Source organism: Tenacibaculum sp. SM2510, assembly GCF_057002845.1.
The window spans coordinates 1,926,880-1,953,742 of sequence record NZ_CP192703.1; the positions used below are offsets into that span (position 1 = coordinate 1,926,880).

Here is a 26,863-nt window from a genome sequence, read left to right on the forward strand (position 1 = left end):
ATTTGCAGTCCTTATTAATAAAAGTAATAAAAGGTGTCTTGGCCGAGTGGCTAGGCAATGGTTTGCAAAACCATGTACAGCGGTTCGAATCCGCTAGACACCTCAAAACCGTTATAAATCAATTGATTTATAACGGTTTTTACTTTTAGAGAAGTGAAATTTTTGAGTGCTTTAACTCATAAAAACCAATGTGTTAATTTTTTCTAAAAAAATGTTAACACAAAATTGTTTATCCTTATTAAAAGCTATTTATTTGCATTTCAATTAATTGCTACATTGAAAATAAAAATATTACTATTAATAGGATTTCTTCCTTTAGTAGCTTTTACTCAAGATTTAGGTAAAATTGGAAAGTCTGATTTATTTAAGTTAACAGGAGGGCTTGCTGCTAACATGGTTTATTATGAAGGGAACTCTAATAGAGATCCGTTTACTTATATTTTATCAGGTAGTGTTAATGTTAATATAAGTGATGTTTATAATATTCCGTTTTCTTTTTCATACTCTAACGCAAAGTTTCAAAAAAACAATCCATTTTCTTTTAACAGGCTTAGTATACACCCTAGTTATAAATGGGTTACGGCACATTTAGGGGATGTAAGTATGACTTTTTCTCCTTATACTTTAAGCGGACATCAATTTACGGGTGTCGGATTTGACTTATCTCCTGGAGACAAGTTTAAGGTAAGTGTAATGTATGGGACCTTATTAAAAGAAAGAGAATATGAGCAAGAAAACTTTAATGGAGTAGCAAATTATAAGAGAAATGGCTACGGAATAAAAGCATCATATAAATATGATAAAGGAAACGTAGGGGTTATTTTTTTTAAAGCAAAAGACAACGAAAATTCTCTACAAAATGAAATTCCTATTGAAAAAGATATCCAGCCTAAAGAAAATATTGTTGTAAGTATTGACGGGAACCATAAAGTAACAAAAGAGTTAAGTCTTAAAGCTGAAATAGCAGTTTCTGCTTTAACAGAAGATGTAAGAGTAGCTAAAGAAAATAGTGCTTTTTTAGATCTGGTATTAAATACGAACGTAAGCACACAATATTATAAAGCCTATAATTTAAATTTAAATTATCAGTTTGGAAAAGGCGTAATAGGTTTAGGGTATGAACGTATAGATCCTAATTATAAAACATTAGGAGGTTATTATTTTAATAACGATTTAGAAAATATAACGGTTAATGCTTCTCAAAGAATATTTAAAGAGAAACTTGCAATAGCTGTTAACGCAGGGTTACAAAAAGATGATTTAGATGGTGATAAAACAAGCCAGTTACAAAGATTAGTTTTTGCAATTAACGCCAATTATAATGCTTCAGATAAGATGAATGTTACAACTAGTTATTCTAGTTTTCAGTCTTTTACGAATATCAAAAATCAGTTTGATTATATAAATGAAGTTTCACAAGTAGAAAATGAATTAGATAAAGCAAATATTTCTCAAATATCTCAAAATGCTAATTTAAACGTAAACTATACTTTAAAAACAACAAAACAAAAGAGGGAAAATTTAAATGTTGGATTTACCTATCAAAATGCAGTAAATGAAGTAGGTGATGAAGTAAGGGAAGAAGATGTGTCTAATTTTTATAATGGTAACGTAGTGTATACTATCGCATATCCAGAAGAGAATTTAACAATTTCAGGAGCTTTAAATGGAAGCTATAGTAAAATTGCTCAAAGCAAAGGCATTATTATAGGTCCTACAGTATCTGCAAACAAATCATATTTAGAGAAAAAGTTAAAAGTATCCTCTGCGGTTAGTTATAATAAAAGTTATAACAATGGTGAAAATCAAGGTGAGATTATAAATCTAAGATTGGGAGGGCGTTATGTATATAAAAAACGACATAACTTTAGTTTAACGGCATTAAACCAGTTTAGAAAATCAATTTCAAAATCAAGAAAAGACTTAACAATTACTTTTGGCTATAATTATGCTTTTGGTTCTTTTAGCTCTAAAGATATTCGGTTTAAGGAAAGAATTAAAAACAAAAAAACAAAGAAAAAGACAGCTCAATTAATAAAATTTAAATATAAAGACTCACTATATCAGGGTACAATAGCGATGGTTAACAGTAAATTATTAAAGCTTATTGAATCTCCTTTGTTTAAAAATATACCAAATTACAAAAAAGAGAAATTAAATATCTACAGAGAAGAAATTTCAAAAGAAGAAAATAAAAGAGCTTATAAAATTAAAGCAATTCAATATTTGAAAGATTTATATGATGTGAAAAACCACACAAAAACGTATAATGAATTGTTATTCTCTGTGATTAAAGATTTATCTAAAGATATTAATAGAGTAGCGTTAGATTACAAGATTGAAACAGATTATGTTAAGGTAAACAAAGAAGTAATTAAGCACGAGCTATTTAATAAAACATCAAAAGACACAACAACTTACCCTAAAACAGTACAAGATGAGTATACTGTTTTAGTAAAAGAACAAAAAGAAGCCTTATTAAAATTACTTACTCACCGATGGCTAAAAGTTACAATTAGTAATTATAGAACGCTTAGTGCAATTGTTAGTGGAGACCCGTACTTAGAATCATTTTTTAAACAAGAAGGAGAAAAAGTATATAAAATGATTGATAACAAGGAAGATAAGATAAAAATAAAATTATATTTGTTGAAAAAAGTAATAGACTTTTATGCTAAAGAATCGAAAAAACACATCAACTTCGATGACTATGAATTAAAGCATATTTACAAAAACTAACCCTTTGCTATGAAAAAAAAATTACTTGTTTTTTTACTTTTTATGTGTTCGTTTTCAATGATTGGACAACAATACCCTGTTCAATTATTAATAAACATTCAAGCACCAGCACCTGTTAATTTTTACAATTATGCAGATGGTACTAGCTTAAATAGCCCAATTACTGTTCAAATATTTTTGAACGATTTAACGATTTCTAATCGACAGGTTAAATTAAAAACATATTTCGAAGGGGGTAATGTTCAATTTCAAAGTAATGATTTTGTATTAGGAGCAGAAACGTTGTTTATAGATGGGGGAATTCCGTTAACATTAAAAAACACCGAGTTAGCCCCGTATTATAAATATGAAAACATACAAGGAATAGGTTCGGCTACTTATGGGCAATCGATACCCGAAGGAAGCTATGATTTTTGTTTTGAGGTATTTGATTATTTAACAGGTAGCAAGTTATCAGCAAAAAAATGTGCAAAGGTTTTTATCTTTAAAAACGAACCACCACTATTAAATTTACCATTTAACGGTAGTAATATAGAACCTAAAGATTTTGAAAATATTGTTTTTCAATGGACACCAAGGCATTTAAATGTTAGTAATGTAGAATATGAGTTAAGCATTGTAGAAATTTGGGACAACACGATAACACCACAAACAGCATTTTTATCACAAATACCTATTTACCAAGAAACAACTAGAGCAACCAGTATTTTATACGGTGCAGATAAACCGCTGTTATTACCAGATAAAAGATATGCTTGGCGAGTACAAGCAAAAGCATTACAAGGGCTCGAAGAAATAGGCTTATTTAAAAACGAAGGTTATAGTGAGGTTTTTTGGTTTTCAAGAACTTCTCCTTGTCAGGCACCAGAAGGTATCTCGGCAGAGTCGAAAGGACTTACAAAAATCAACGTATTTTGGAATGAAGATCCAATTGAGTATTCCGATTATATTATTGCTTATAGAGAAGCAAACAAACCAGATGCTTATTGGTTTACTAAAAAAACAAATAGTGCTTGGGCAACTATATGGAATTTAAAACCCGGTACAACCTATGAATATAAAGTAAAAGGAAAGTGTACGTATCAATATAGCGAGTATTCAGAAACACAAGAGGTTACTACCGAAATAGTACAAAATGATGATGCTAATTACCAATGTGGTATTGTACCTGATGAAATTGCAATAACCAATAGAGAACCACACCCAGGTTTAATAGCTGGTAGCCAAATAACAGCAGGAGATTTTAAAGTGGTAATTACAGAAATTACGAGCCAATCACCAGGAGCTATTTCAGGGAAGGGGTATGTTAGTATACCGTACTTAAACTTTGTAAAATTTGCAGTTAATTTCAGTAATATTCTAGTAAATACAGATAATAGATTAGCACGAGGAGAAATAGTAACGGTATATGATGCTAAATTTGGCGAAGGTGCTTCTATGACGGTTGACGTAAACGTTAATATCTCAGAAGGGATTAATGGTGATTCTGTTGATATGGAAGATTCTGTTACTGTAGATTTTGTTATTGATAGTATAGAAATAGATGCTAATGGTGGTATTTTAATTAAAGGATCTAATGGTGAAACGGATACCGCAGTTGTACCAGGAGATGGAGATATAAACATAATTAGCTCAAATGGCGATGTATGGTCGGTAGGAGAAGACGGTACTATAACAAAACAAGATGGTGCAGAGGGAGGTGCTGTAACAACAGAGAATACGAATGGTATAAATAGCAACGGACAAGTAAGTGAGGTAACTGCTAACGGTGTTTTAATAACTTTCGAAGAATCAGGATACTATAGTTATGATGTCTTACCAGAAAACACATCTTCTGAGTTAGCGGCAGAATATAAAGTTATAGAAACTGAAAACGGAAACAAGTATAAAATACCGTATAAGGCAGTTTCTGATAATAATGGCGAGGATTTTATATATGCGAATATTGATATTTCAGATAATTCGATAAATAAGAAAGATATTATTTTTAAAACAAAAGATGGGGCAAAAGTATTAATCGACTCTTCTTATAAAGATAATGATAGAGTCAAATTAAAATTACCTAGAAAATTCCATTATGTTAATGAAGATATCTATGCTACTATAAAAAGCAAAGAAGGTAAATACGATATAGCAGGTGCGTTAACAACTACACATTTAGCGTCACAAAAGTTACCTTCTATAAACGTTAGCTTAATTCCTTTAGGAAATAATGTAAGTGTTAGTCAGCAAGATGAATATATTAAAAAAGCGAAAGAAATTTATCGTAAAGCAGGGGTCACTATAAATTTTAATACGGATGTTGCTATAATCTCTAAAGCTGAAATAGTTGGTTTTGAACAAAAAAGCTCCATTTTAGTTGGTGATAGTAATCTATTATCACATTATACAAGCGATCAAAAAATATTAAATAACTATATAAAACAACAAACGTATTACAGCAAAGATACCTATTACGTATTTATAACCGACATACCTCCTTCTGATAAGGATATAAGAGGTTTTATGCCTTTGAAAAGGCAATTTGGGTATGTGTTTACTGCATCTGTAAATAATGAAGATAAAAAAGCAAAAACCTTAGCGCATGAGTTAGGGCATGGTGTTTTTGGTTTAGAACATACCTGGGACGAGTATAACGCACCAAAAGGAAGAACTAATTTCTTAATGGATAGTAAAGAGGAAGGTACCGTATTAAACCATTTAGATTGGAAAAAAATGCATGCGCCAGGTATTCAATTGTATTGGTTTCAAGGTGATGAAGATGGGGAAGATAGAGTTAATGACGGTATAGATTTATTAGGGAACATTATAACGAGAGTTGTTTATAATGAAAGTGAAATTAAAATTGTAGGTCAAATAAGTGTAGATTTACCTTATTTAAGAGCTGGTTATCATGTGTATAATAAAAAAACGGATGAGAAATTAAATACTTACACTGCTAAAATTGAAGGAGGAGAAGTTATCTACGAGGATAATGGAGCTCAAATGCCATATACGATTGAAACAGGAAGTAATGGAATTGCTCAAATAAAAATACTTGATGATAATTGTACTTACAATTCAACGTCAATTTCATGGAATAAAAAAACTTTTTCAAAGAGTAAGGAAGTTATTAATCAAATACAAGAAGAAATAAAAAGTCAAAAGCCAAAATGGAAAAAGCATACCTTAAGTAATCCAGATCCTTCGTGTTTTGTAGCAAATTCACTCCTTAATTTAATTGATAATGATTCAAATGGTAATAAATGTTCTCCAGATAAAATACAAGAAGGAATTACAGGATTAGAAAAACTATTTAGTAATGATAATTACACGGTAGACCAATTGACAAGTTTAATTGTTAAAGAAGAGATCTGTTTATCTTCAATTAAACAAGTTAAGTATGAAGAAAAAGTTAATGCCATAAGAAAGTTAGGTAATTCTGAAGAAAAATTATGGGAAGATAAAGAAATAGCAGTGTTAAGGTTAATGGCTGCCATAAATAGTGATAATTATAAAAACTTTATAACTTCTTTAGAAAAAGATAATAATAAATTACTTCTAAATTTATTAAAGAAAATTAATGATAAAAGCATCAACCCGTGGGATGGTGATAACTTTACTTCTTTTATTGGAGGATTATGTGCCATTTACGCAGTTTATCCTGATGCTTGGAAAGAAAGAGTATCATCAATAGAAAATAATAAGTTATTTGGACAAGTAATATCGTTAAGCCCATTTAAATTTGAATTTGAAAGTTATGGAGGAATATTACCTACATTGACATCATTAGGAATGGCAAAATTTGAGGGTAAACTTAATAATAATGATAAAATAGAAATAACTAGATGGAAACATTACATTCCTACTGGAGGAATACCTGTCTGGGCTAAGGATAATGAATTTGAATCTGTAAAATTAGCACCTCTAGACCCAGTCATTGTTTTCACGGATAATAACTTACCTTTAGTTAATACAGTATTAAATACAGCTAGCAATTTAGGAAGTAACATTTATATTGTTCCTGCTATATTTCTTGAATTTAAAGATCAGAAAGAGTTCAATAAAGCAGTTGAAACTGGAGCTATAGTAACAGTAGATGTCGCTACAATTTTTTTAAGTGGTGGAGCAGCTCTTGCAACAAAAGTGCATTGGGCAAGAAGGTTATGGGCTGCAGCTGAAGTTGCTGGAGCGGTTGGTAATATTGCAGTTAATACAATTGAGAATATCTCTCCAGAAACTAAAAAGGCTGTTGATGCTTATAATTTAGCGATGGCTCTTATTGGTGTTAAAAACTTAGGAAAAGGAATTTATAATTATTCCAAAGGATTACCTAGCAAGGTAAAAGAAGCATTTAAGAATAATAAAGAAATAAAAGCCATAGTAATGGCGAAATATTTAGACTGGCAAACTGCTACTAAAAATTTAGATAATTTTAAACCAGAGGAACTTGAATTAATATCAAAACAAGAAAAAGTATGGAAATCTCTAGGGTTTATTGATGAAGCTTTAGATGTGTTAAAAGTAGTCACGAAAAGTATTGTTAAAGAAAAATTATCTAAAAACTTTTTTAATTCATTAAAAAAATTAGGTCATACAGAAGACAAAATTTTAGAATATTTCATGAAATATCATAATGATAATAAGTATATATTTTTTAATGAGGTTAAAGAGTTAACTAAAAAATACACTAAATTAGAAGAGATAGATGTACAAATTTTATGGGGATATACTACAAATTTATTTTATAAAAATTTAAATAAATGGTTGCGAGAGTCTAAAAATATTTCAAAGACAACTGATATTAAAAATATTTTAAATTCTTCATTGAATAAGCTTAAAAAATATGAAGAACTGTGGATATATAGAGGTATTGGTAATAGTGGAGATGCTACTCAATATTTAAACAAATATAAACCTGGGTTTGAAGAAACATGGGATGCCTTTACTTCGTGTGGAAGTAGTATTGATGCCTCTTTTATAAAAAAATCAGATGTTATTTTTAAAATAAAACATCTTGATGCCAAAGATATATCAGATTTTGCTGATGGAATTAAATTTAGAGGTTATCCACCACATGAGCTTTTGATAAAATCTGGAGCTAAATTTAAAGTTATATCTAATCATAAAATAGATAAAGCTACAGGTAAAAATATAATTGAGTTTCTTCAAATACTTTAGGTCATGATAAAAAAATTAAAAGACTACACACACAAAGAGTTATTAGAGTTGTCAATAGAAGAGGTTAGTAAATTGTTTGATATTGATGAAAGAGAAAATATCAAAGAAGGTTTTATTGAAGAGAAATATTATAAATTAGACTTTAATCAAAGAATAGAATACTGGTCAGGACAATTAAGTAGACAAATGAGATGGGATGAAGAAAATGGGCAAGATCCTTATAATATATTTTCTTTGGATTGGTATAAATCCGTAAAAAAAATAGAGCCTGAAGTTGATAAAATAATGGAAAAGGTTTTTTCTAAATATTGGAATACTACAGGAGTTAATTGGAATAAAAACATATACAATCTTAGAATTAAAAGCAATTATCAACCGTATAAAATGGATTGGATTGAATTCGTAGTAATTTTCAAAAATTACAGTATTGAAGATTTTAAAAATTTTGTTTCGAAGGCAAATTCTAAAGGAATAATAATTAAGAAAGATGATTTAGATTACTTTTTGTATGATGAGAATAGTTTAAAAGATCTATTAAATTCATTCCCCCGCTAGCGCGAGCATCGTGCTCGTGAAGGCATGAGTAAGAGATAAGAAGATTAAAAAGGATAATTATATATATAGTTTGTGACAGTGTGAGTAAGTAAAGAATGTAAATAAAATATGAGTAGAAAATATAAATTTCATAACGAATCGGCAGCATACTTTATAAGTTTTGCTACTGTTTATTGGTTAGATATTTTTACTCGACAAGTTTATTTTTCTGTATTAGAAGAAAGTATAGATTATTGCAGAAAAGAAAAAGGAATGGAAGTATTTGCGTATTGTTTTATGCCGAGTCATGTTCATTTAATATTTAGAGCAAAAGAAGAAAACCCTCCAGAGTTATTAAGAGATTTTAAAGGTTTTACAGCAAGAAAGTTAATTAAAACAATAGAAGAGAATCCACAAGAAAGTAGAAAAGAATGGCTACTCTGGATGTTGGAAAGAGCGGGAAGTAAAAAAAGTAATGTTAAAAAACGTCAATTTTGGCAACAACATAATAAGCCTATAGAATTGTGGAGTGAAAAAGTAATACAACAAAAGATAGATTATATACATAACAATCCTGTAGAAAGTGGATTTGTAACAAATCCTATAGATTGGAAATATAGTAGTGCAAGAAATTATCAAGGAGATCAAACAGTTTTAGAGATAGATATATGATAGTAAGTAATAACTTTAGTTTGTTGAATAGCACAAGCGTGACGCTCGCGCCAGCAGGGGAGTTAATTGATGCGTATAAAATATTTAGAAAGAACGGTAATAAAACCCCTTGTTTATGAGATTAGATTGTTCACATACATATGAAACTAAAAATAAAAAAATAAAATTAATAGCAGAAAGCTTTGAAGAACCAAATTATGGTAGAACTTTTTGGAAATATAAGTTCTATATAAATTCTAAGTTAATAGAAAATAATATTTTTAAATATGAAAATGAAGGACTTTTTTCTAATTTAGATTCATTTGTTCTGGCTTCTAATGATGGTAATCATATTTACATTCCAAAATACAAACCAGTTCTTTATAATGTTAAAAAAGGAGAGTTTAAGGAGTTTGAAGCACCTCTAAAAAATGGTAATTTAATTTTTTTAAAAAATTATTTTCACGAGAATAAATTACTTATAATTTACGGGAATGGTATCGTAATAATTAATTTAGATACTTATATCATAAAATCTTTAGAATATTCATCTGATGATGTCTTTATTGAAGATGTAATTATTGTAAATAAAAATGAAATTGAGTTAGATTATAGAGATTTAATAGCAAAAGAATTTAAAAAGAAAATTATAAAACTATAGTTTCATGAAAAAAATATTATTTTATTTTTTAATATTATCATCCTGTTTTGGATACTCACAAGGCACAAACTGTCCATTAAGTAATTTAGCCGATGATTTAGTTGACGCATCTGATGAGTTTAAAACTATTTTAAATACTAATGATGGTTTTAAAGCTTATCAAATATTATCAAATGGTAAAAAGTTTTTAAGAAATTCAAGTAATATAAATATTGTGAGTGCTTACAAAAAGGCTAATCCAAATATTACAGATGATGTTATACAAATTGCTTTTGATGGAATGAAGAGTAATAGAAAACAACCTTTTATAAATGGATTAAAGAATGTTGCTGACAATGATTTAGGTTTATCTAATTCGCGTAAAGCTTTACCAGATGAAGTATCTAAGTCTGTTAATGATTTAAGAGATTTTAGAAAAGCGAATCCCGATATTTCAAATCAGAAGAATATTGCAATGTTAGAAGGTAGTATTAATGGTAAAAAAATGGATGAATTATCAACTAACCCTAAATGGGTAAGTGGGGATCAAACACCATTAACTAAAGATCCAGTTTGGGATCCTGATTTTGCTACGAATTCTGATGGGGCAACATATTTAAGAGATACAGATTCTGAATTTAAAATGCTAAATGATTTAGCAAGAAAATTAGAACCAAATGCTAAAGTAGATGATGTTTTTAATGCTCATACAGGCCAATTAAAAATAATATCAGAAATAGGTTATTGTACATCTTGTAGTGGTATTATTCAGAAATTTAATAAAATGTTTCCTGAAATAAAAATTATATTGATAGATGGAGTTAAGTAATAAAAAAGTAATAAACTTTACAGTTAAAGCTGATGATATAAATAGCTTAAAGAGAGCTGTTAAATATGTTAATAAAGTATCTAAGTCTGATTATGAAATTATAGAATTTATTGATGGAGAAGTTGGGTTAGCAACATTATCTGTTTCTAAAATTATACCTGAATATCTATTTATGTTAGGAAAGAGATATGAGATATTAAGAGAAAAACCAGAAATCAATTTTTGAATACAGTTGAGAAAATTAAAGCTAAACAAATTAGCTGATGATATAGGAGGGGTAAAGGACAAGTAAAAGAAAGTGTTACAGTGGAGTTAAAAATAGTTTCAGAAAACCCTTATTGCGCATCATGCTCAGGAATAATTCAATAGTTTAATCAAATGTTTCCAAACATAGAAATAAAGTTAATAGATGGAGTCCCCCGCTGGCGCGAGCATCGTGCTCGTTACAATATGAGTAAGAGAAAGGATATTAAGAGTATGGTTTTTAATATTTAGAATTAAAATTATAGAGTAAGTACAAGCGTGACGCTCGCACTAGCAAAAAAGCAAGAAAAAGTAAATAAGAGTAGCGACAGCGGTAAATAGGCATATAAACAACCAAAGTCAAAAAAAATACATCTAGGAAAGAGATATAAACGAACCAAGCTATGAAGAGAAAATTACATGTTATAACATTTTTATTTAGTTTATTTTTTAGTGTTGCTATGATAGCAAACACTACAACAGATCCTATTAAAAAAGACAGTGTCTCAACGAAAATAAGTACAAAAGCTATAAAAACGAATAGTGTTAAAACCTTTCGTGATTTTTCTTCACTAAACAAGTTCGATAAAGTAGTAGCAGCTGTTAGTAAACAGCGTTTTACTGAGCAAGGCTTTCAATTTAATACAGCCGATTCTACTGAAAATAAAAAATGGTTAGATAAAGCAACCAACACTTTTAAAAAAGTTGAAGAACTAGGTAATTATATTGATTTGCTTACCAAAGATGGTTTAGGGCAATTGCCAGTAGCTATAAAACCCGTAAGTATTAGCAATGTTAAATATACGGTAGGTATTGCCAAAGCGGTTTTTAAACCCGCTTTTACTGAACTAACAGTTTTCTTAAAAGTAGAGTTACCGAGCACAAATAAAGAGAGAGGCGATCAGGTATTAATCTTAGGAGCATCAAACGTTAAATTATCACATACAGGAGGTATTATTGGCGATGCTAAACTGCAGTTAATATCGCAGTTTACCACCAATTTTAACCAAGGATCTATATTATTAACCTTAAAAGGAGATTTTCAAAACCCAGGTACCTATGCGATTATAGATTGTTCGGGGTTTAAAGAAATGGGTTTAGATGCAAATATTAAGTTTGCTAATGGTTTATTACACCCAGTAGATGAAAAAGGAAAGAAAAAAATAGGCTATGTAGATGCTGATTTTAAGACGAGTATCACAGATTGGAATGATATGGTGGTAAACATATCATTACCAGAATTTGGTATAAAAGGATTAGAAGGAACAACTTTTCAATTAAACACCGCAGTTTTCGATTTTAGTGATTTACGAAACGATGAGGCAACGCCTAAACCATATTTAAATAAATACTATAGTGGTACCCCTAACTTATGGCGAGGAGTTTATGTAAAATCACTAAAAGTAGTTTTGCCGCCAGAGTTTAAAATAAAAGGTAAAAGTGATGGAAGAGTTGCTTTTGGAGCAAGTGATTTAATTATAGATGGGCAAGGAGTTACGGGTAAGTTTATAGGAGAAAATATTATAGGATTAAAAGAAGGAGATGCCTCTGGTTGGGATTTTTCACTCGATTATTTCTTGATAGATATAGAAACGAACAATTTAAAAGCAGGAGAATTTAAAGGTAAGTTAGTTTTACCAGTATCTCAATTAGATAGCTTGCGTTATGATGCTGTTTTTCAGCCAGGAGAATATAAGTTAAGAGTTGAAACAGCAAAAGATATAGATTTTGATGTTTTTAATGCGGCAAAAGTACATTTAACGAAAGAGTCGTATGTAGAAATGTTAGTTAAAGAAGGTAATTTTAGGCCCAAAGCGGTTCTTCATGGTGATTTAACAATTAACACAAGTATCAGTAAAAAGAAAACAACAGCATCAACATCAACAGCTGCTGCACCACCCAAAAAAGAAAAAGGAGCGGTTAGTTTTGAAGGAATAGAGTTTCAAAACATGGTCTTACAAACAGAATCACCCATGTTTTCTGCCGATTATTTTGGTACAAAAGGGCGCTTAGGTTTAGCAGGATTTCCGGTATCTATTAATAAAATTGGTTTAAGAACCCCAGGAGGTAATAGAGCAGAATTATTTTTCGATTTAGAGGTAAACTTAATGTCTTCAGGTGATGGAGGAAATGGAGGATCTACGCAGTTAGCGATAAAAGGAAAGTTAGATGAAGCAGGTAATAAATGGAAATTTGATGGTGTTAAGCTAGAGAAATTACATATAAAAATGGAGATTGCAGGAACACAATTGCAAGGAGCTATTTTTATATTTGATGAAGATCCAACCTATGGAACTGGATTTGCAGGAGCAGTGGGTGCTAAATTTTCTAAAGGGTTAAAATTAGAAGTTCAAGCAAAAGCATTATTTGGTAGAACAAAGAAATTTAGGTATTGGTTTGCCGATGCACAGGTAACAATACCAGGAGGGATACCCGTATTTACAGGCTTTGCATTAAACTCTTTTGGAGGAGGTATGTATAGTAGAATGAAGATGGATGGTGTTAGTAAAAAGGCAGATGCTGCATTTCAAGAAATTGGCGCTTCTACTTCGGGAGTAGTATATGTACCTTATGAAGGAAATGCTTTAGGAATGAAAGCCTCGGTTGGTATTACAACACAAGGGTCAGAAGATTTATTTCATGCAACTGTAGAGTTTGGAATGGCGTTTAGAAGATCGGGAGGGTTGCAAGAAATTTATTTTAAAGGGCACGGAGAACTAATGTCACCGTTACCAGCTGATTATTATGATGTGTTAGAAGAGAATTTAACTGCTATTTCTGATACAGCTGTAGAGATACCAAATAAACAAACTTCAGCGGCTATTTCGGCGGATGTTTTTATTGGTTTTGATTTTGTAAACGATATTTTTCAATCAACTTCAGAAGTTTATATAAATTTAGGTGTTGTAAAAGGTGTTGGACCATCTGGTAGAGCAGGATGGTTAGATTTTTATGTAGCACCAGATGAATGGCATCTTTTAATAGGAACACCAGAAGATAGAATTGGAATAGAGATTGATCTAGCAATTTTAAAAGTTAAAATGGATAGTTATTTTATGACAGGAGATAACTTACCAGGAAGTCCACCACCACCAGCAATCGTAGCCGATATTTTGGGAGTTGATGTTTCAGATTTAGATTATATGCGAGATTTAAATATGTTAGAGTCGGGTTATGGTTTAGCATTTGGGGCTAGTTTAAGTGTAACTACGGGAGATTTAACATTTTTAATATTTTATGCTCGTTTTGATGCAGGTGTAGGGTTTGATATTATGTTAAAAGATTATGGAGATGCGCATTGTAAAGGCTCGTCAGAACCTATAGGAATGAACGGATGGTATGCTAATGGGCAAGCATATGCTTATTTACAAGGAGAATTAGGATTAACATTTAGACTTTTTGGTTCTAAAAAGAAAATACCAATTATAAGTGGTGGTGGCGCGGTATTATTACAAGCACGTTTACCAAACCCAGCTTGGTTTAGAGGGTATTTAGGAGGTAAGTATAACCTTTTAGGAGGGTTAATTAAAGGGCGATTTAGGTTTAAGGTTGAGTTAGGAGATAAATGTGAAGTAGTTGGGGGAAGTCCTCTAGAGGGTATTGTTGTTATTGGAGATTTAAAACCGAAAGATGCTAGTACAGAAGTAGATGTATTTGCTGCTCCCAAAGTAGTATTTAATTTACAAATTAATAAAGTTTTCGAAATACCTGATGAAACAGGAGATAGAAAGTATAAAATATTATTAGATGAGTTTTCTGTTAAAAATAATGGAACTCTTATCGTAGGAGAAGTTAAATGGAATGACAAAAATGATGTTGCTGTGTTTTATTCTCATGAAATTTTACCACCAAACTCTCAGTTAAAAGCTTTTGTACAACTTCATTTCGAGGAGTTTAAGAATGGTGCTTGGGAAATAATGAAAGCTGAAGGTAAGGTAGCAACCGAAACAAAAGAGGTTAATTTTACTACAGGAGAGGCACCGAAAACAATTCCTTTAAATAATATAGCTTATATGTATCCTGTTTTAGGACAAAAGAATCTATTCATAGAAGAATATGGTACAGCTTATATTAATTTAAAAAGAGGACAAAGTTATTTATTTGATGCAGTACCAAATTGGGATAAAAAAATGGTGCTATCTTCAGAGTCAGGGACAAAAACAGAAAAGGCATACACTTATAATTCAGCAAAAAAACAAGTAGTATATAGTTTGCCTAGTAATAATATGGTAAATGAAACAGCTTATAATGTAAATATTAAATTAGTTTCTGAGGGTAGTGGCAATTTAAATGATAATGTATCTGAAGTGTATAACACGAAAAAGATAGGAAGTAGTGATGCTGAAAACACAGCAGAAGTAAAATCAAAAACTGCAGATAAGGCAGCAACTAAAGACGGAGAAAGAGAGTTGCTAACATATAATTTTAGAACAAGTCAATACAATACATTCAAAGATAAGATGAATGATATGAATAAAAACAATGACTTGTATGATCATGTAGATTATCCTTATGGATTAACATTATTAACTAAAATAGACCAACAAGAACCTTTTGATTTGTTAGAGTTAAGGGGTAATGAGTATTCAGGAAATGCACCATTGGTAGTTGCAAGAGCGGTTTTAGAAGATTCATATTATAAAAAACAAGTTTATCCACTATTGTATCAAAATTACCCATTAGCTGGTGAATTAGAAGTTAATAGAGAAACTAGTAGTGTTGGAGTACCGCCAGTAGAGGGTGTAGAACCAATGACCTGGTACTTAACGTACTTAGAGGAAGGGTACACAGGAGAAACAAGTTTATATAATCCTTATAGATATAACCTAACACATTATTATTTACAAGATTATGAAGATTTAAGTTATCAATTGGTAAGCTCAAATATTAACTGGCAATCGAATCCAACATTTTCTAAATTGATAACAGAGGCCTTTCCATACATGAGAAAAGGAAAATATAAAACAACGTTTAAATATGTTTTACCGGGTCAAGTAAAACAAGGTAGAGAGAATAGTGTAAAATATATAAACCCAATAAATGAATAAGAGTTTAAAGAAAAGTTTTCAGGCACTAATCATCTTTTTTGGTTTTATCTTGAATATACATGCCCAGAAAGAAATAGGGAATGAGACACCAGAAATAAAAGTTATAGCACACGCCACCAAAAACTCAATCATGTTACGTTGGGGTGTAACTACACCATCAGCATGGAAACAAGCGAATAAGGAAGGGTATATTATAGAAAGAAAAACAATAGTTGTTAATAAACAAGTAGTAAATAATCCTATAGTAAAACAATTGAATTTTGTTCCTGTAAAACCCAAACCAATGATGGAATGGAAAGAATTTACAGAGAATAATAATTATGCAGCAATTGCTGCACAAGCATTGTATGGTGAACAGTTTGATGTAGAAATGAACGAGGGCGGCAATGGTATAATGAGTATTTTAAATCAAGCGCAGGCAATAGAGCAACGATTTTCTTTTGCACTATATGCAGCGGATCAAAATTTTGAAGTTGCAAAATTTTCTGGTTTAGCATATGTAGATGAGGATGTTAAAGAAAATGAACGTTACTTATACACGGTAAGAATTGCAAACCCAAACCCCAAGAAAAAAATAAAATCAGGAGGTGTTTTTTTAGGTCTAGATGCACACAAGCCATTACCAAAACCTCAAGAGTTTGTTGGTGTTTTTAAGGATAAAACAGCGATGTTAAGTTGGAATTTTTCGTTGCTTAAAAAATACTATAATAACTATATAGTTGAAAGATCAGATGATAACGGTAGTAATTACAAATCATTAACCAGTACACCAGTAACAAATTTAGGAGAAAGAGAGCGGAACCCTTCAAACAGAATGATGTATGTAGATAGTTTATTTCAAAATAATAAAACATATACTTATAGAATAAAAGGAATTTCTCCTTTCGGCATACAAGGTCCTTATTCAGATATTGTTTCAGGTAAAGGAATTACACCATTAAAAGCAGCGGCATATATAACAGATGTTAGATTTACAGAAGATGGGGCAGCTATCATTAACTGGGAATTTCCTAAAGATGGAACTGCAGAATTAAAATCTTTTAAACTAGTACGGTCAGATACGCCAAAAGGAACATATTCAATTGTAGTTCCAGAGATATCAAAGAATAAAAGAAATTATAAACTAACTAATTTAAGACCTATAAACTATTATAAAATCGTTGCAGTTGGTTATGATGATGGAGAGCGTAAATCTTTTCCTAAAATGGTACAACCCGATGATAGCACCCCGCCAGCAGTACCAGTAGAATTAACAGGTAAAATAGATTCATTAGGAGTTGTTAGGTTAAACTGGAAATTAAATACAGAAATAGATTTTTTAGGATATCGAGTGTTTCGCTCTAATTTTAATGATGATGAGTTTACTCAAATAACATTTAAGCCAACACCAAATAATTATTTTGTAGATACTATTAATATTAAAACACTAAACAAGAAAATTTATTATAAAGTGCAATCTTTTGATAGGCGTTACAATCCTTCAAAATTTTCAGAAGCATTAACGTTAAAAAGACCAGATATAGTGCCACCAACACAACCAATATTTAGTTCTTTTAATACAGAAAAAGGAAAAGTGTTTTTAAAATGGGTAACAAGTACAAGTAACGATGCTAAAAGTACAGTATTGTATAGAAAGGAAAAAGGATCAGATATTCCTTGGCAATTAATTACGGCATTAGCATTACCTAAAAATAATTTTACAGATAGTACTGTAGAATATAGTAAAACATACCTCTATACTATTTTAACGGTTGATGATTCGGGGTTGGAATCTGAGCCGGTAACACCCTTAAAAATTACAATTTCAGATAATATGCTAAAGCCTGAAATAACGAAGTTTAATGGAGAGGTAAATAGAGAGGCTAAATATATTGAACTAAAGTGGACGTATAAAACACCAAATGTAGAAGAATACATTTTATACAAAGCAGAAGAAGGGCAGCAACCGACGATGTATAAAGTTTTTGAGGCAGACGAAAATAAATACATTGATAAAGAGTTGACGATAAATACAAAATATGTTTATTTATTACAAGCTGTTTTTAGCTCAGGTGCAAAATCACCAATAAAAAAAATTGAATTAAATTATTAATGCTATGAAAAGAATCTTACTCGTTTTAGGAATTTTGCTTTTTAGTTTAAACAGTGTCTTTTCTCAAGAATATAAAATAGAAATCTCTGGTTATATAGGTCAAGGAAGTTCAAGTTGTGGTACTCTTAACGGATTGAGAGAGATTATACTTATATACAAGAATGGAAGTGAAAAAAAGATTCATGATATAGATTATTTTATTAATAGACCTTATAATGTAAGCGATACTTTCAATCACAATAACCCAGTAGTACAAGTAGAATTTTGGACCAGAGTTAGACACAAAACCTGGATTGGAGAATGTCGATCAGGAAGTTCAGCAAGAAAAAGAGTAAGTGTTAATAAGCCTTGCCATAAGCAAAGTTATAGTAAAAATGAAATATATCGAAACAAAATTGATAGAGGTAGTGCTCAAATAAATGTTTACCCTATACTTAATATAAAGCACCCAGATGGCTCGTTGCTTTCTAAAACTAAAACAGTTTGTGAAACGGGGAGTATTCCTTTAGCAAGTACAGTATCAGGTCATTCATCACCCAATACGGTTTATAAATGGGAGTTTCAGGATCCGGTAAATAAAATAACGGTACAAACAGCAGGGTATAAAGTATTATTAAATAGGTTAGAAACAGCTAAACAACGATGGGAAGATTGTATAAATTTTAACGGAGGAGGGGGACAGATACCTAGAGCTGAAGAGAAAAAAAAGAAAGAAGATAAACTACAAGGAAGACCTCCAGGAGGCGGAGGTGATTGTAGTTATTATATGGAACAAGTAATGGATTTAAGGAGTCAGGTTAATGCCTATACTCCAAAAACAGAGCAGGTATCTATTTGGCGGCCAATAACCAATAAAAATGGTCAATCTTCAATAAATTTATCTCTATCAGATTTATACTCTAACTCTGCGGATCAAAAGAAAGCACTAAATAATAAGAAAATATGGGTGAGAATAAATCCGGGATGTAATAATACAAAAGCTATATCAGCAGGTAAAGCAGTTGTTCAGTTTTTACCAGAACCACCAAAAGTAGCTAAAGCACCAACGTTTAATCAGCCATTGTGTTCATATAGTGATGTTAATGGTTTTGTTCTTTACTTTGATAGGCAGTTATATTCTCATGAAAAAATAGAAATTAACTTAAAAAGAAAATTTCTGAGTGGTGATTATATGCCTGAAGATAAGAATGTTAATATTAGATCTTTAACACGAGTTAATAGTAGTTTATATAAATATATATGGCAATCTTCAGTAGGAGAATCAATAAAAGGAGGAGATTATAGAATTGAAGTTTCAGGTTTTGATAAAAATAATAATTCCCCTTTTTGTAAGCAATATATATATGATTTTAAAATTACTGTTCCAAAGCCTATAACCTATAATGTAGCAAAAATTCAGAACGAATTTTGTTATAATTCAAAAGACGGTAAAATTAAAATAACAGCACAGGGAGGAACAGGAACTTTTAAATATAGTTTAAATAATGGCACTAACTGGAACGCATCTACATTTACAGGAGAAGTAACAATTACTGGTTTAGCACCTGATACCTATAAGGTAGTGGTTAAAGATACAAACGGATGTCTTGATAAAACAAAAAGTAGCGTTACTGTTGTAATAAGTTCGATAAGTAAAATAACACACACAGCTTCTGTTGATAAACACCCAAGTGTTTTAGGACAAAGTGATGGCTCAATAAAGATAAATAATCTTAAAGGAGGTACCCCAATAAGTAATTATTATAATTACATAATTTTAAATAACGGGAATGTATCGGATGTAATAAAAACAGGTAAAGCTTATATAAATAATACATTTACAGGGTTGCCTGCTGGGACGCATAAAATAGTATATACCGATAAGAACGGATGTACTCAAGAATATGCTTTACCTACACTAATAGCCCCAGAACCTATAAAATTTACAATAACAAGTACAAAACCAGATTGTAACGGGGCAAATAATGGTAAGATTTCGATATCTAATATTAAAGGAGGATATCCTCCCTATAAAATCATCATTACTCAAATAGGAGGTGCTTATAACAAAACGCTTTCTAATATAGGGATAAATACAACTGTAAATGAAAACGTTTCAGCGGGAAACTATAAAGTTATTGTTAAAGACTCTAGATTAATTGCTGTCTTAGAAAAACCAATTACAGTTAACAATCGTTCTAAAGTAGAAATAACAAAAGTAGAGGCATCACCAATTTTATGTAATGGAAATAATTCTACAATAAAAATTACAGCTATTGGAGGGAAAACGGGAAGTTACCAATATGCAATATACAAACCGTCTGGTATGGTTTGGCAAAATAGTAACACTTTCATATTGCCAGCAAATTCAAATGTAGGATATAGTTTTCAGGTAAGAGACAGGGTGGTTGCTAATTGTAAATCAGTTGTTTCAACACCAAAAAAAATATCAGAACCTACTTTTTTAGAAGTTGTTAATTCAAGTACAATAGTTGAGCATAATAATATATTTGGACAATCTAATGGAAAAATCACTTTAACAATAGATGGAGGAACTCCAAATTATACGGTGAATTGGACGAAGAGAGGAGACGTTTCTCTTTCTAAATCAGGAAATCCTGTTATAGGATTATTAGCTGGTTTTTATACAGCGACTGTTACAGACGGTAATGGATGCTTTATTATATCTGAAGAAGTAGAAGTAAAGGAGAATGCAGAATTAATAACCACATTAAGTATAAAAAAAGAAATTAATTGTAATGGGAATCTAGGTTCTCTTCTGGCAAATACACAAGGAGGTTCAGAAAACTACACTTACGAATGGTTTAAAGACGGTGTCTTGATTTCAGGAGAAACGACAAATGCATTAAATGACATAGTATTTGGTAATTATTCTATAAAAGCTTATGATAATTATACTAATACTTCAGCAAGTATAATGCTTATAAACGTACCAAAATTAGAGTTACAAGTAACTAAAGAAAACATAACATGTTTCGGGAAGGAAGATGGAACCATTAAGATTACACCTTCAGGAGGCTCAGGAGGTTATTTATATTCGATAGATGATAAATCATCACCATATCAACCTATAAGTGGTTTAACTAACAATACTATAAGTGGTTTAGTTAAAGGAAGCTATAAAGTTTGGTTAAAAGATAAAAATGATTGTGAAATAACTACTCCTATTAATGTAGTGATTGATGAACCAACAGAAATTAAAATAAATTCGTTTTCTATTACTAATTGTGATACTACAGGAGGAAATGAAGGGGAGGTATTGATAAATACCTCTGGAGGAGAAGGAACGTTATTATATACTTGGACTAAAAATGGAGATGCAACTTTCTTAAAAACAACAAAAAAAATAACAGGATTGTATGCAGGACTATATAATGTATCGATTAAAGATGCTAGCAACTGTGAATTGATAAAAAGTTTTGAAGTAAAAGAACCATTACCAATTCAAGTATCAATTAAAAAAACAACCGAAATTTCATGCTTTAATGGAAGCAATGGAAGTTTATTAGCAGAAGTAACAGGAGGATATCCTATAAACTCGACTTCGTTAGATTTTGATTATAAGTGGTATATAATAGAAGGAGGTGTTGAAAGAATGCTTAATGCAGATGTTACTTTAAATAGCCTTTCGGATTTAGTAGCAGGAAAGTATAAGGTTGTTGTTAATGATATTAGAGGAGCAACAACAAGTGCAGAGTTTACATTAAACGAGCCAGCTAAAATAGAAATAAGCTTACAGGAACAACAAGATGTAAGCTGTTTTGAAGGTGCAGACGGGAAAATTAATATTTCTGTTAACGGAGGTGTTTCTGGATATACGTATGTATGGACAAAAGAAGATGATGTGTCTTTTTCTAAAACAACTAAAAATATTGATAATTTAAAGGTAGGAAAATATAAAGTTGAGGTTAAAGACATAAATGAATGTAAAGTAACATCTGTTGTTTTTGAAATAAAACAACCAGAAAAAGCACTTAATATTGAAACTTTTAATATTGTTAATTTAACAGGGTTTGAAACTAGTGACGGTAGTATTTCTGTAACTATGACAGGAGGAACACCTAATTATATTTATGAATGGAGAGAAGAAGGAGTTGAGAATGTAATCGGAATTGATAGTAAAATAGAAAATCTAAAAATAGGTAAGTATGAAGTTACTATAAAGGATAGTAAAGGTTGTGAAGTAGTCGAAACATACACATTAACACAGCCTGAGTTATTAGAAATAACGAGTATCAGTCAATCTACAGATATTTTATGTTTTGGAGATAAAGGAATAAATCTATCTTCTGAAGTAAAAGGAGGGGTAAAACCTTATACATATTCATGGTCTTTACAAGGAAGTGCTGTAGAATTAGCAAACGGAAGTATATTAAATAATATAGGATCAGGTATTTATGTATTAAGTATTATTGACGCTAACTTAATTAAAGTAAGTAGAGAGTATAATTTAATAGAGCCTTTGTTATTAGAACCATCAATAATAAAAATAAAAGACGTTTCATGTAACGGAGGCACTAACGGTCGCATAGAGGTAGAAGGAAAAGGAGGTACAGGACCTTATACTTACAACTGGAATCACGGAGAAACAGGAAATGTTTTAATGAATTTGTCAAGCGGAAAATATACTGTAATAATACGAGATAAAAACTTGTGTGAAACAACAAAAGAAATTGTTGTTTCAGAACCTTTATTAGGTCTTTTTGTTAAGAATGAAATTAAAACTGATGTTACTGGTAATGGTTTGTCAAATGGTTCTATAGAAGTTGAAATAAAAGGAGGAACACCACCTTATGCATATGAATGGAAAAATGATTCTGGCATAATTTTAAGTAGTACTACTAATGTTTTATCAGAAATAATAGCAGGAGATTATACCTTAGTTGTTACAGATACTAAAATGTGTGAGTTAACATTAAACTATACAATAACTGAACCTTTACCATTAATAGTTGAGGTTAATGAAGCTGCTGTTTTGTGTAATGGAGAGAAAGGTGAATTGATACCAATAATAACAGGAGGGGTTGAGCCATATACATATACATGGTATAATTCTGAAGGAATCGTTATTGGTACAGATTCAAAGCTTAATTACATAGCAGGTACTTATAGCTTAGAAGTTATAGACGCTAAAAACAATTCTAAAAGAATTAATAATATAAATATAACAGAACCTTTATTGTTGGATGTAGCATCAATAGACATTAACAATGTTCTATGTTATCAAGGAAATGGGGGAAGTATAATAATTGATGTAACAGGAGGAGTAAAACCATACAATTATAAATGGAACCATAGTTCTATTGATTCTAACGAAATTACAGCATTAAAAGCAGGCTTATATACTGTAAAAGTTACTGATAAAAATGGATGTGCTATTACTAAAGAGAATATAGAGGTATTAGAACCACTTGTTTATGATATTATAGAAACGAAACTTGTTAGACCATCTAATAGTAGTGTAAATAACGGAAGTATTTATGTGAAGATAGTTGGTGGATTACAACCATATAATTATGTATGGAAAGATGAAAACAACCTGGAGATTTCAAATAAAACAACAAGTGTAAAGTCTGATAAAATTGAAAACTTAACAGAAGGAACGTATAAAGTTATAATAACAGATTCTAAAGGATGTGTAACAGAAGAAACATATAACCTAGCAGACCCAGGAGAATTATTAGTATCCATAACTCAAACACAAGAAATTAGTTGTTTTGGAGGGAGTAATGCAATAATAGATGTAATACCAGTTGGAGGAGTAGGGGGTAATAATTATACTTGGTATAATGCGATTACTGGAATCATAGAAGGGACTAATAAGTTATTAGAAAATATATCAGCAGGTCAATATTATGTTGTTGTTAATAATTTAGAGGGTATAGAAGAACAAAGTGCTGTATTTACAGTAAATGAACCTACACAAGTAAAAATAACTGGAGCTGTTAATAATTTATCTTGTTTTGAATCTAATGACGGAACAATTAGTTTAAACATAACTGGAGGTTCAAGTACTTATGAATACCGTTATCGTTTGCAAGGAAACAGTTTTAGTAATTGGGTAGAAGTAAAAAATAACCCTGCAGAAATTAAAGAGTTGCAAGTAGGTGTTTATGGTGTGCAATTAAGAGATAGTAATAATTGTTACGCAATAAATATTAATGGAGCAGATGAATATTTGTATACAATTAACCAACCAAAATTATTTAGTGTTTTAACCGAGGTAATTGAAGAACCAACAGGGTTTGGGGTACCAAACGGGTCTATACTAGTTTCTGTAGAAGAACAAGCCCCTCCGTATAATTATATATGGAAAAAAGAAGGAAGTGTAATCTCAAATAAAACAACTAATTCAGTTAATAACACAATTAATTCATTAAATGCTGGAACATATACTGTTATTGTTACAAATTCAAAAGGATGTAAAGCAGAAAAAACATATGCATTAGAAGAGCCCTTAAAATTAGAAGCTAGTATAGGTTTAACCGCTGTTATAAACTGTAAAGGGGAAGAGAATGGAGCATTACAGGCAAATGTAACAGGAGGTGTTTTAAATTATACTTATAAGTGGTTTGAAGAAGGTGATACAACCGTTTTAGGAACCGAAAAAGAGCTGTCTAATTTGGGAGAGTCTAAATATTACGTAGAAATTGAAGATTCAAAAGGGAACACCACAAGAAGTTCTTCATATGAGTTATTAGAGCCAGAAACACTCACGGTAGAATTAAATTCGGATTATGTTTTGTGTGGAATAGGTGAAGATTGGACAGTAACACCAATAATATCAGGAGGAACAGCTCCTTATTCATATTTATGGAATACAGGAAGTAATAGCGCTAATTTAGAAAATGTAGTAATAGGTAGTTATGAACTAACCGTTGTAGATGCAAATGGATGTAGAAGTACTATTAATACAACACTTAATACTCCTAACCCTTTAAATATTGATAGCTTTAAAATTATAAATCCAGTTTGTTATGAAGGAAATGATGGAAAAATTGAATTAAATATTGTAGGAGGTGCTTTTCCTTATAATATCCAATGCAATAATCAACCTACAGGGAGTACAATAGAAAATTTAACAGCTGGAATATATGAAGTTTTAATAACAGATATTAAAGGATGTACTTACACAAGTAATTTCGAAATAAAAAATCCTGAAAAAATTGAATTTGATTTAGGAGAAACAGTAACATTGTGTAAAGGCCAAACTTATGTGATAGACGCTTCTATAGAAAAAGGAATTAAATATGAATGGTTATCTGAAAACGGTTTTTCTAGTTCAAGTGCTATAGTTGAGGTTTCAAAATCAGGAATCTATAATGTAAAAATAACAACTGATTTAGGATGTGTTATCTCTGATAGTGTTGAAATTAAACAATCTACAGCAGAAATAAACTCACAATTCACAATGTCTTCTCAAGTATATACAAATGAAAGCTTTGTTATTGTTAATTTTAGTGATCCTAAACCAGATGAGGTCGTTTGGTTTTTTCCTTCTAACGCTAAAGTTATAGAAGAAAATGAGAACTATGCAGAGATTTTAATAGAAGAGGAAGGAGAGTATGAAATAACATTAATCTCTAAGTTAGGAGACTGTGAAGAATTTATAACAAAGAAAATATTAGTTTTAGATAAGGAAATAGAGAACGATGATAGTGATGATAATCTTAATACAAGTATTTTAAGCACTGCCATGTTATACCCTAATCCTTCTTCAGGAAAGTTTAATTTAGATATAGAGTTAAATAAGGTGAGCCCTATAAGCTTAAAGTTTTATAGGATGAATAGTACAATTATAAAAAAGGAAGAATATGAAGGAGAAGATGTTTATAAATTATCTTACGATTTCAATTTAACCCCAGGAGTATACTTCCTTTTAATAGAGACAAAAGCGGAGAGAGTTATCAAAAAAATAATTGTATTATAATTTCGTTTTATTAGAATGAAATAATTAATTTTTTATTGAAAATAAAATCTTATTGTGCTTGAATTGAAACAAAAGCGCATCTTTTAAGATGTGCTTTTTTGTTTTTCTTAACAAAAAAATTCGTTAAAATTCTGCATCTTTGTAGCTATGCGAATTTATCCAATAGAAACAGGGAACTTTAAATTAGACGGTGGCGCGATGTTTGGCGTGGTACCAAAAGCGATTTGGCAAAAAACAAATCCAGCAGACGATAAAAACATGATTTCAATGGGTATGCGCTGTATGCTTATTGAAGATGGAGATAGGCTTACGTTGATAGATACCGGAATAGGAAACAAACAATCAGATAAATTTTTTGGATATTATTACATGTTTGGTGATTTTTCATTAGATACTTCATTAGCTAAACACGGTTTTCATAGAGATGATATTACCGATGTGTTTTTAACACATTTACATTTTGATCATTGTGGAGGTGTTATTCAGTGGAATAACGATAAAACAGGTTTTATGCCTGCTTTTAAAAATGCGAAAGTTTGGAGTAATGAAAGTCATTGGCAATGGGCAATTGAGCCTAATGCACGTGAAAAAGCATCTTTTTTAAAAGAAAACATACAGCCTATAAAAGAAAGCGGACAGCTAAACTTTATCAATAAAAATAGCCAAAATCAAGTAGGTTTTGAAGTGTTATTTATGGATGGACATACCGAAAAGCAAATGTTGCCTAAAATTCAATATCAAGGTAAAACAATTGTTTTTATGGCAGATTTATTACCAACCACAGGTCATATACCTTTACCTTACGTAATGGGTTATGATACACGACCGCTATTAACCTTAAAGGAAAAAGAAGTCTTTTTAAACGAAGCTGCCGATAATGATTTCTATTTATTTTTAGAGCATGATGCCTATAACGAGTTAATAACAGTAAAGCATACCGAAAAAGGAGTGCGCTTAAAAGAGAGTTATAATTTTACAGATATATTTAATTAAGAGA

11 protein-coding genes and 1 tRNA gene are annotated in these 26,863 nt (G+C 30.7%); all 12 read left to right on the forward strand.

Features of this window, described 5'->3' with window-relative positions:
• Positions 1–32 precede the first annotated feature (32 nt).
• The 12 genes from ACQ629_RS08650 to ACQ629_RS08705 all read left to right on the forward strand — a co-directional run bounded on the left by ACQ629_RS08650 (position 33) and on the right by ACQ629_RS08705 (position 26,859).
• Positions 33–103: transfer RNA gene (locus ACQ629_RS08650), tRNA-Cys, on the forward strand.
• 173 nt (positions 104–276) lie between these two features.
• Entirely contained in the window at positions 277–2,739 is a 2,463-nt protein-coding gene (locus ACQ629_RS08655) for a TonB-dependent receptor (protein ID WP_483704134.1), read from the forward strand.
• Positions 2,740–2,748: 9 nt separating this feature from the next.
• Complete coding sequence (locus ACQ629_RS08660) at positions 2,749–7,899, forward strand: fibronectin type III domain-containing protein (RefSeq protein WP_483704136.1); 5,151 nt, start codon at positions 2,749–2,751, stop codon at positions 7,897–7,899.
• A gap of 3 nt (positions 7,900–7,902) precedes the next feature.
• The gene (locus tag ACQ629_RS08665) at positions 7,903–8,454 is read left to right on the forward strand and encodes a hypothetical protein (protein ID WP_483704138.1); all 552 of its coding nucleotides are present in this window, start codon (positions 7,903–7,905) and stop codon (positions 8,452–8,454) included.
• Positions 8,455–8,562: 108 nt separating this feature from the next.
• Entirely contained in the window at positions 8,563–9,105 is a 543-nt protein-coding gene (locus ACQ629_RS08670) for an REP-associated tyrosine transposase (RefSeq protein ID WP_483704140.1), read from the forward strand.
• Between the two features lie 115 nt (positions 9,106–9,220).
• On the forward strand, positions 9,221–9,745 hold the full coding sequence (locus ACQ629_RS08675) for a hypothetical protein (RefSeq protein ID WP_483704142.1): 525 nt from the start codon (positions 9,221–9,223) through the stop codon (positions 9,743–9,745).
• A 4-nt stretch (positions 9,746–9,749) separates the two neighbouring features.
• On the forward strand, positions 9,750–10,553 hold the full coding sequence (locus ACQ629_RS08680) for a deaminase domain-containing protein (protein ID WP_483704144.1): 804 nt from the start codon (positions 9,750–9,752) through the stop codon (positions 10,551–10,553).
• Positions 10,540–10,779 (forward strand): hypothetical protein, encoded by a 240-nt coding sequence (locus ACQ629_RS08685; RefSeq protein ID WP_483704146.1) that lies wholly within the window; start codon positions 10,540–10,542, stop codon positions 10,777–10,779. Before ACQ629_RS08680 ends, ACQ629_RS08685 begins: the two co-directional genes overlap by 14 nt.
• Before the next feature lie 421 nt (positions 10,780–11,200).
• Complete coding sequence (locus ACQ629_RS08690; RefSeq protein ID WP_483704148.1) at positions 11,201–15,844, forward strand: hypothetical protein; 4,644 nt, start codon at positions 11,201–11,203, stop codon at positions 15,842–15,844.
• Positions 15,837–17,936: a fibronectin type III domain-containing protein gene (locus ACQ629_RS08695; protein ID WP_483704150.1), complete on the forward strand. Its 2,100-nt coding sequence runs from the start codon at positions 15,837–15,839 to the stop codon at positions 17,934–17,936. The genes ACQ629_RS08690 and ACQ629_RS08695 overlap by 8 nt, the downstream gene beginning before the upstream one ends.
• A 4-nt stretch (positions 17,937–17,940) precedes the next feature.
• Entirely contained in the window at positions 17,941–25,866 is a 7,926-nt protein-coding gene (locus ACQ629_RS08700) for a T9SS type A sorting domain-containing protein (RefSeq protein WP_483704152.1), read from the forward strand.
• A gap of 147 nt (positions 25,867–26,013) precedes the next feature.
• Positions 26,014–26,859, forward strand: a complete 846-nt coding sequence (locus ACQ629_RS08705; RefSeq protein WP_483704154.1) for an MBL fold metallo-hydrolase — start codon at positions 26,014–26,016, stop codon at positions 26,857–26,859.
• The last annotated feature ends 4 nt before the right edge of the window (positions 26,860–26,863 follow it).

Bases quoted from the DNA above. Each gene is read 5' to 3' on its own strand.
- ACQ629_RS08660 (WP_483704136.1), top strand. From the start codon at position 2,749: ATGAAAAAAAAATTACTTGTTTTTTTACTTTTTATGTGTTCGTTTTCA.
- ACQ629_RS08665 (WP_483704138.1), top strand. From the start codon at position 7,903: ATGATAAAAAAATTAAAAGACTACACACACAAAGAGTTATTAGAGTTG.
- ACQ629_RS08670 (WP_483704140.1), top strand. From the start codon at position 8,563: ATGAGTAGAAAATATAAATTTCATAACGAATCGGCAGCATACTTTATA.
- ACQ629_RS08675 (WP_483704142.1), top strand. From the start codon at position 9,221: ATGAGATTAGATTGTTCACATACATATGAAACTAAAAATAAAAAAATA.
- ACQ629_RS08680 (WP_483704144.1), top strand. From the start codon at position 9,750: ATGAAAAAAATATTATTTTATTTTTTAATATTATCATCCTGTTTTGGA.
- ACQ629_RS08685 (WP_483704146.1), top strand. From the start codon at position 10,540: ATGGAGTTAAGTAATAAAAAAGTAATAAACTTTACAGTTAAAGCTGAT.
- ACQ629_RS08690 (WP_483704148.1), top strand. From the start codon at position 11,201: ATGAAGAGAAAATTACATGTTATAACATTTTTATTTAGTTTATTTTTT.
- ACQ629_RS08695 (WP_483704150.1), top strand. From the start codon at position 15,837: ATGAATAAGAGTTTAAAGAAAAGTTTTCAGGCACTAATCATCTTTTTT.
- ACQ629_RS08700 (WP_483704152.1), top strand. From the start codon at position 17,941: ATGAAAAGAATCTTACTCGTTTTAGGAATTTTGCTTTTTAGTTTAAAC.
- ACQ629_RS08705 (WP_483704154.1), top strand. From the start codon at position 26,014: ATGCGAATTTATCCAATAGAAACAGGGAACTTTAAATTAGACGGTGGC.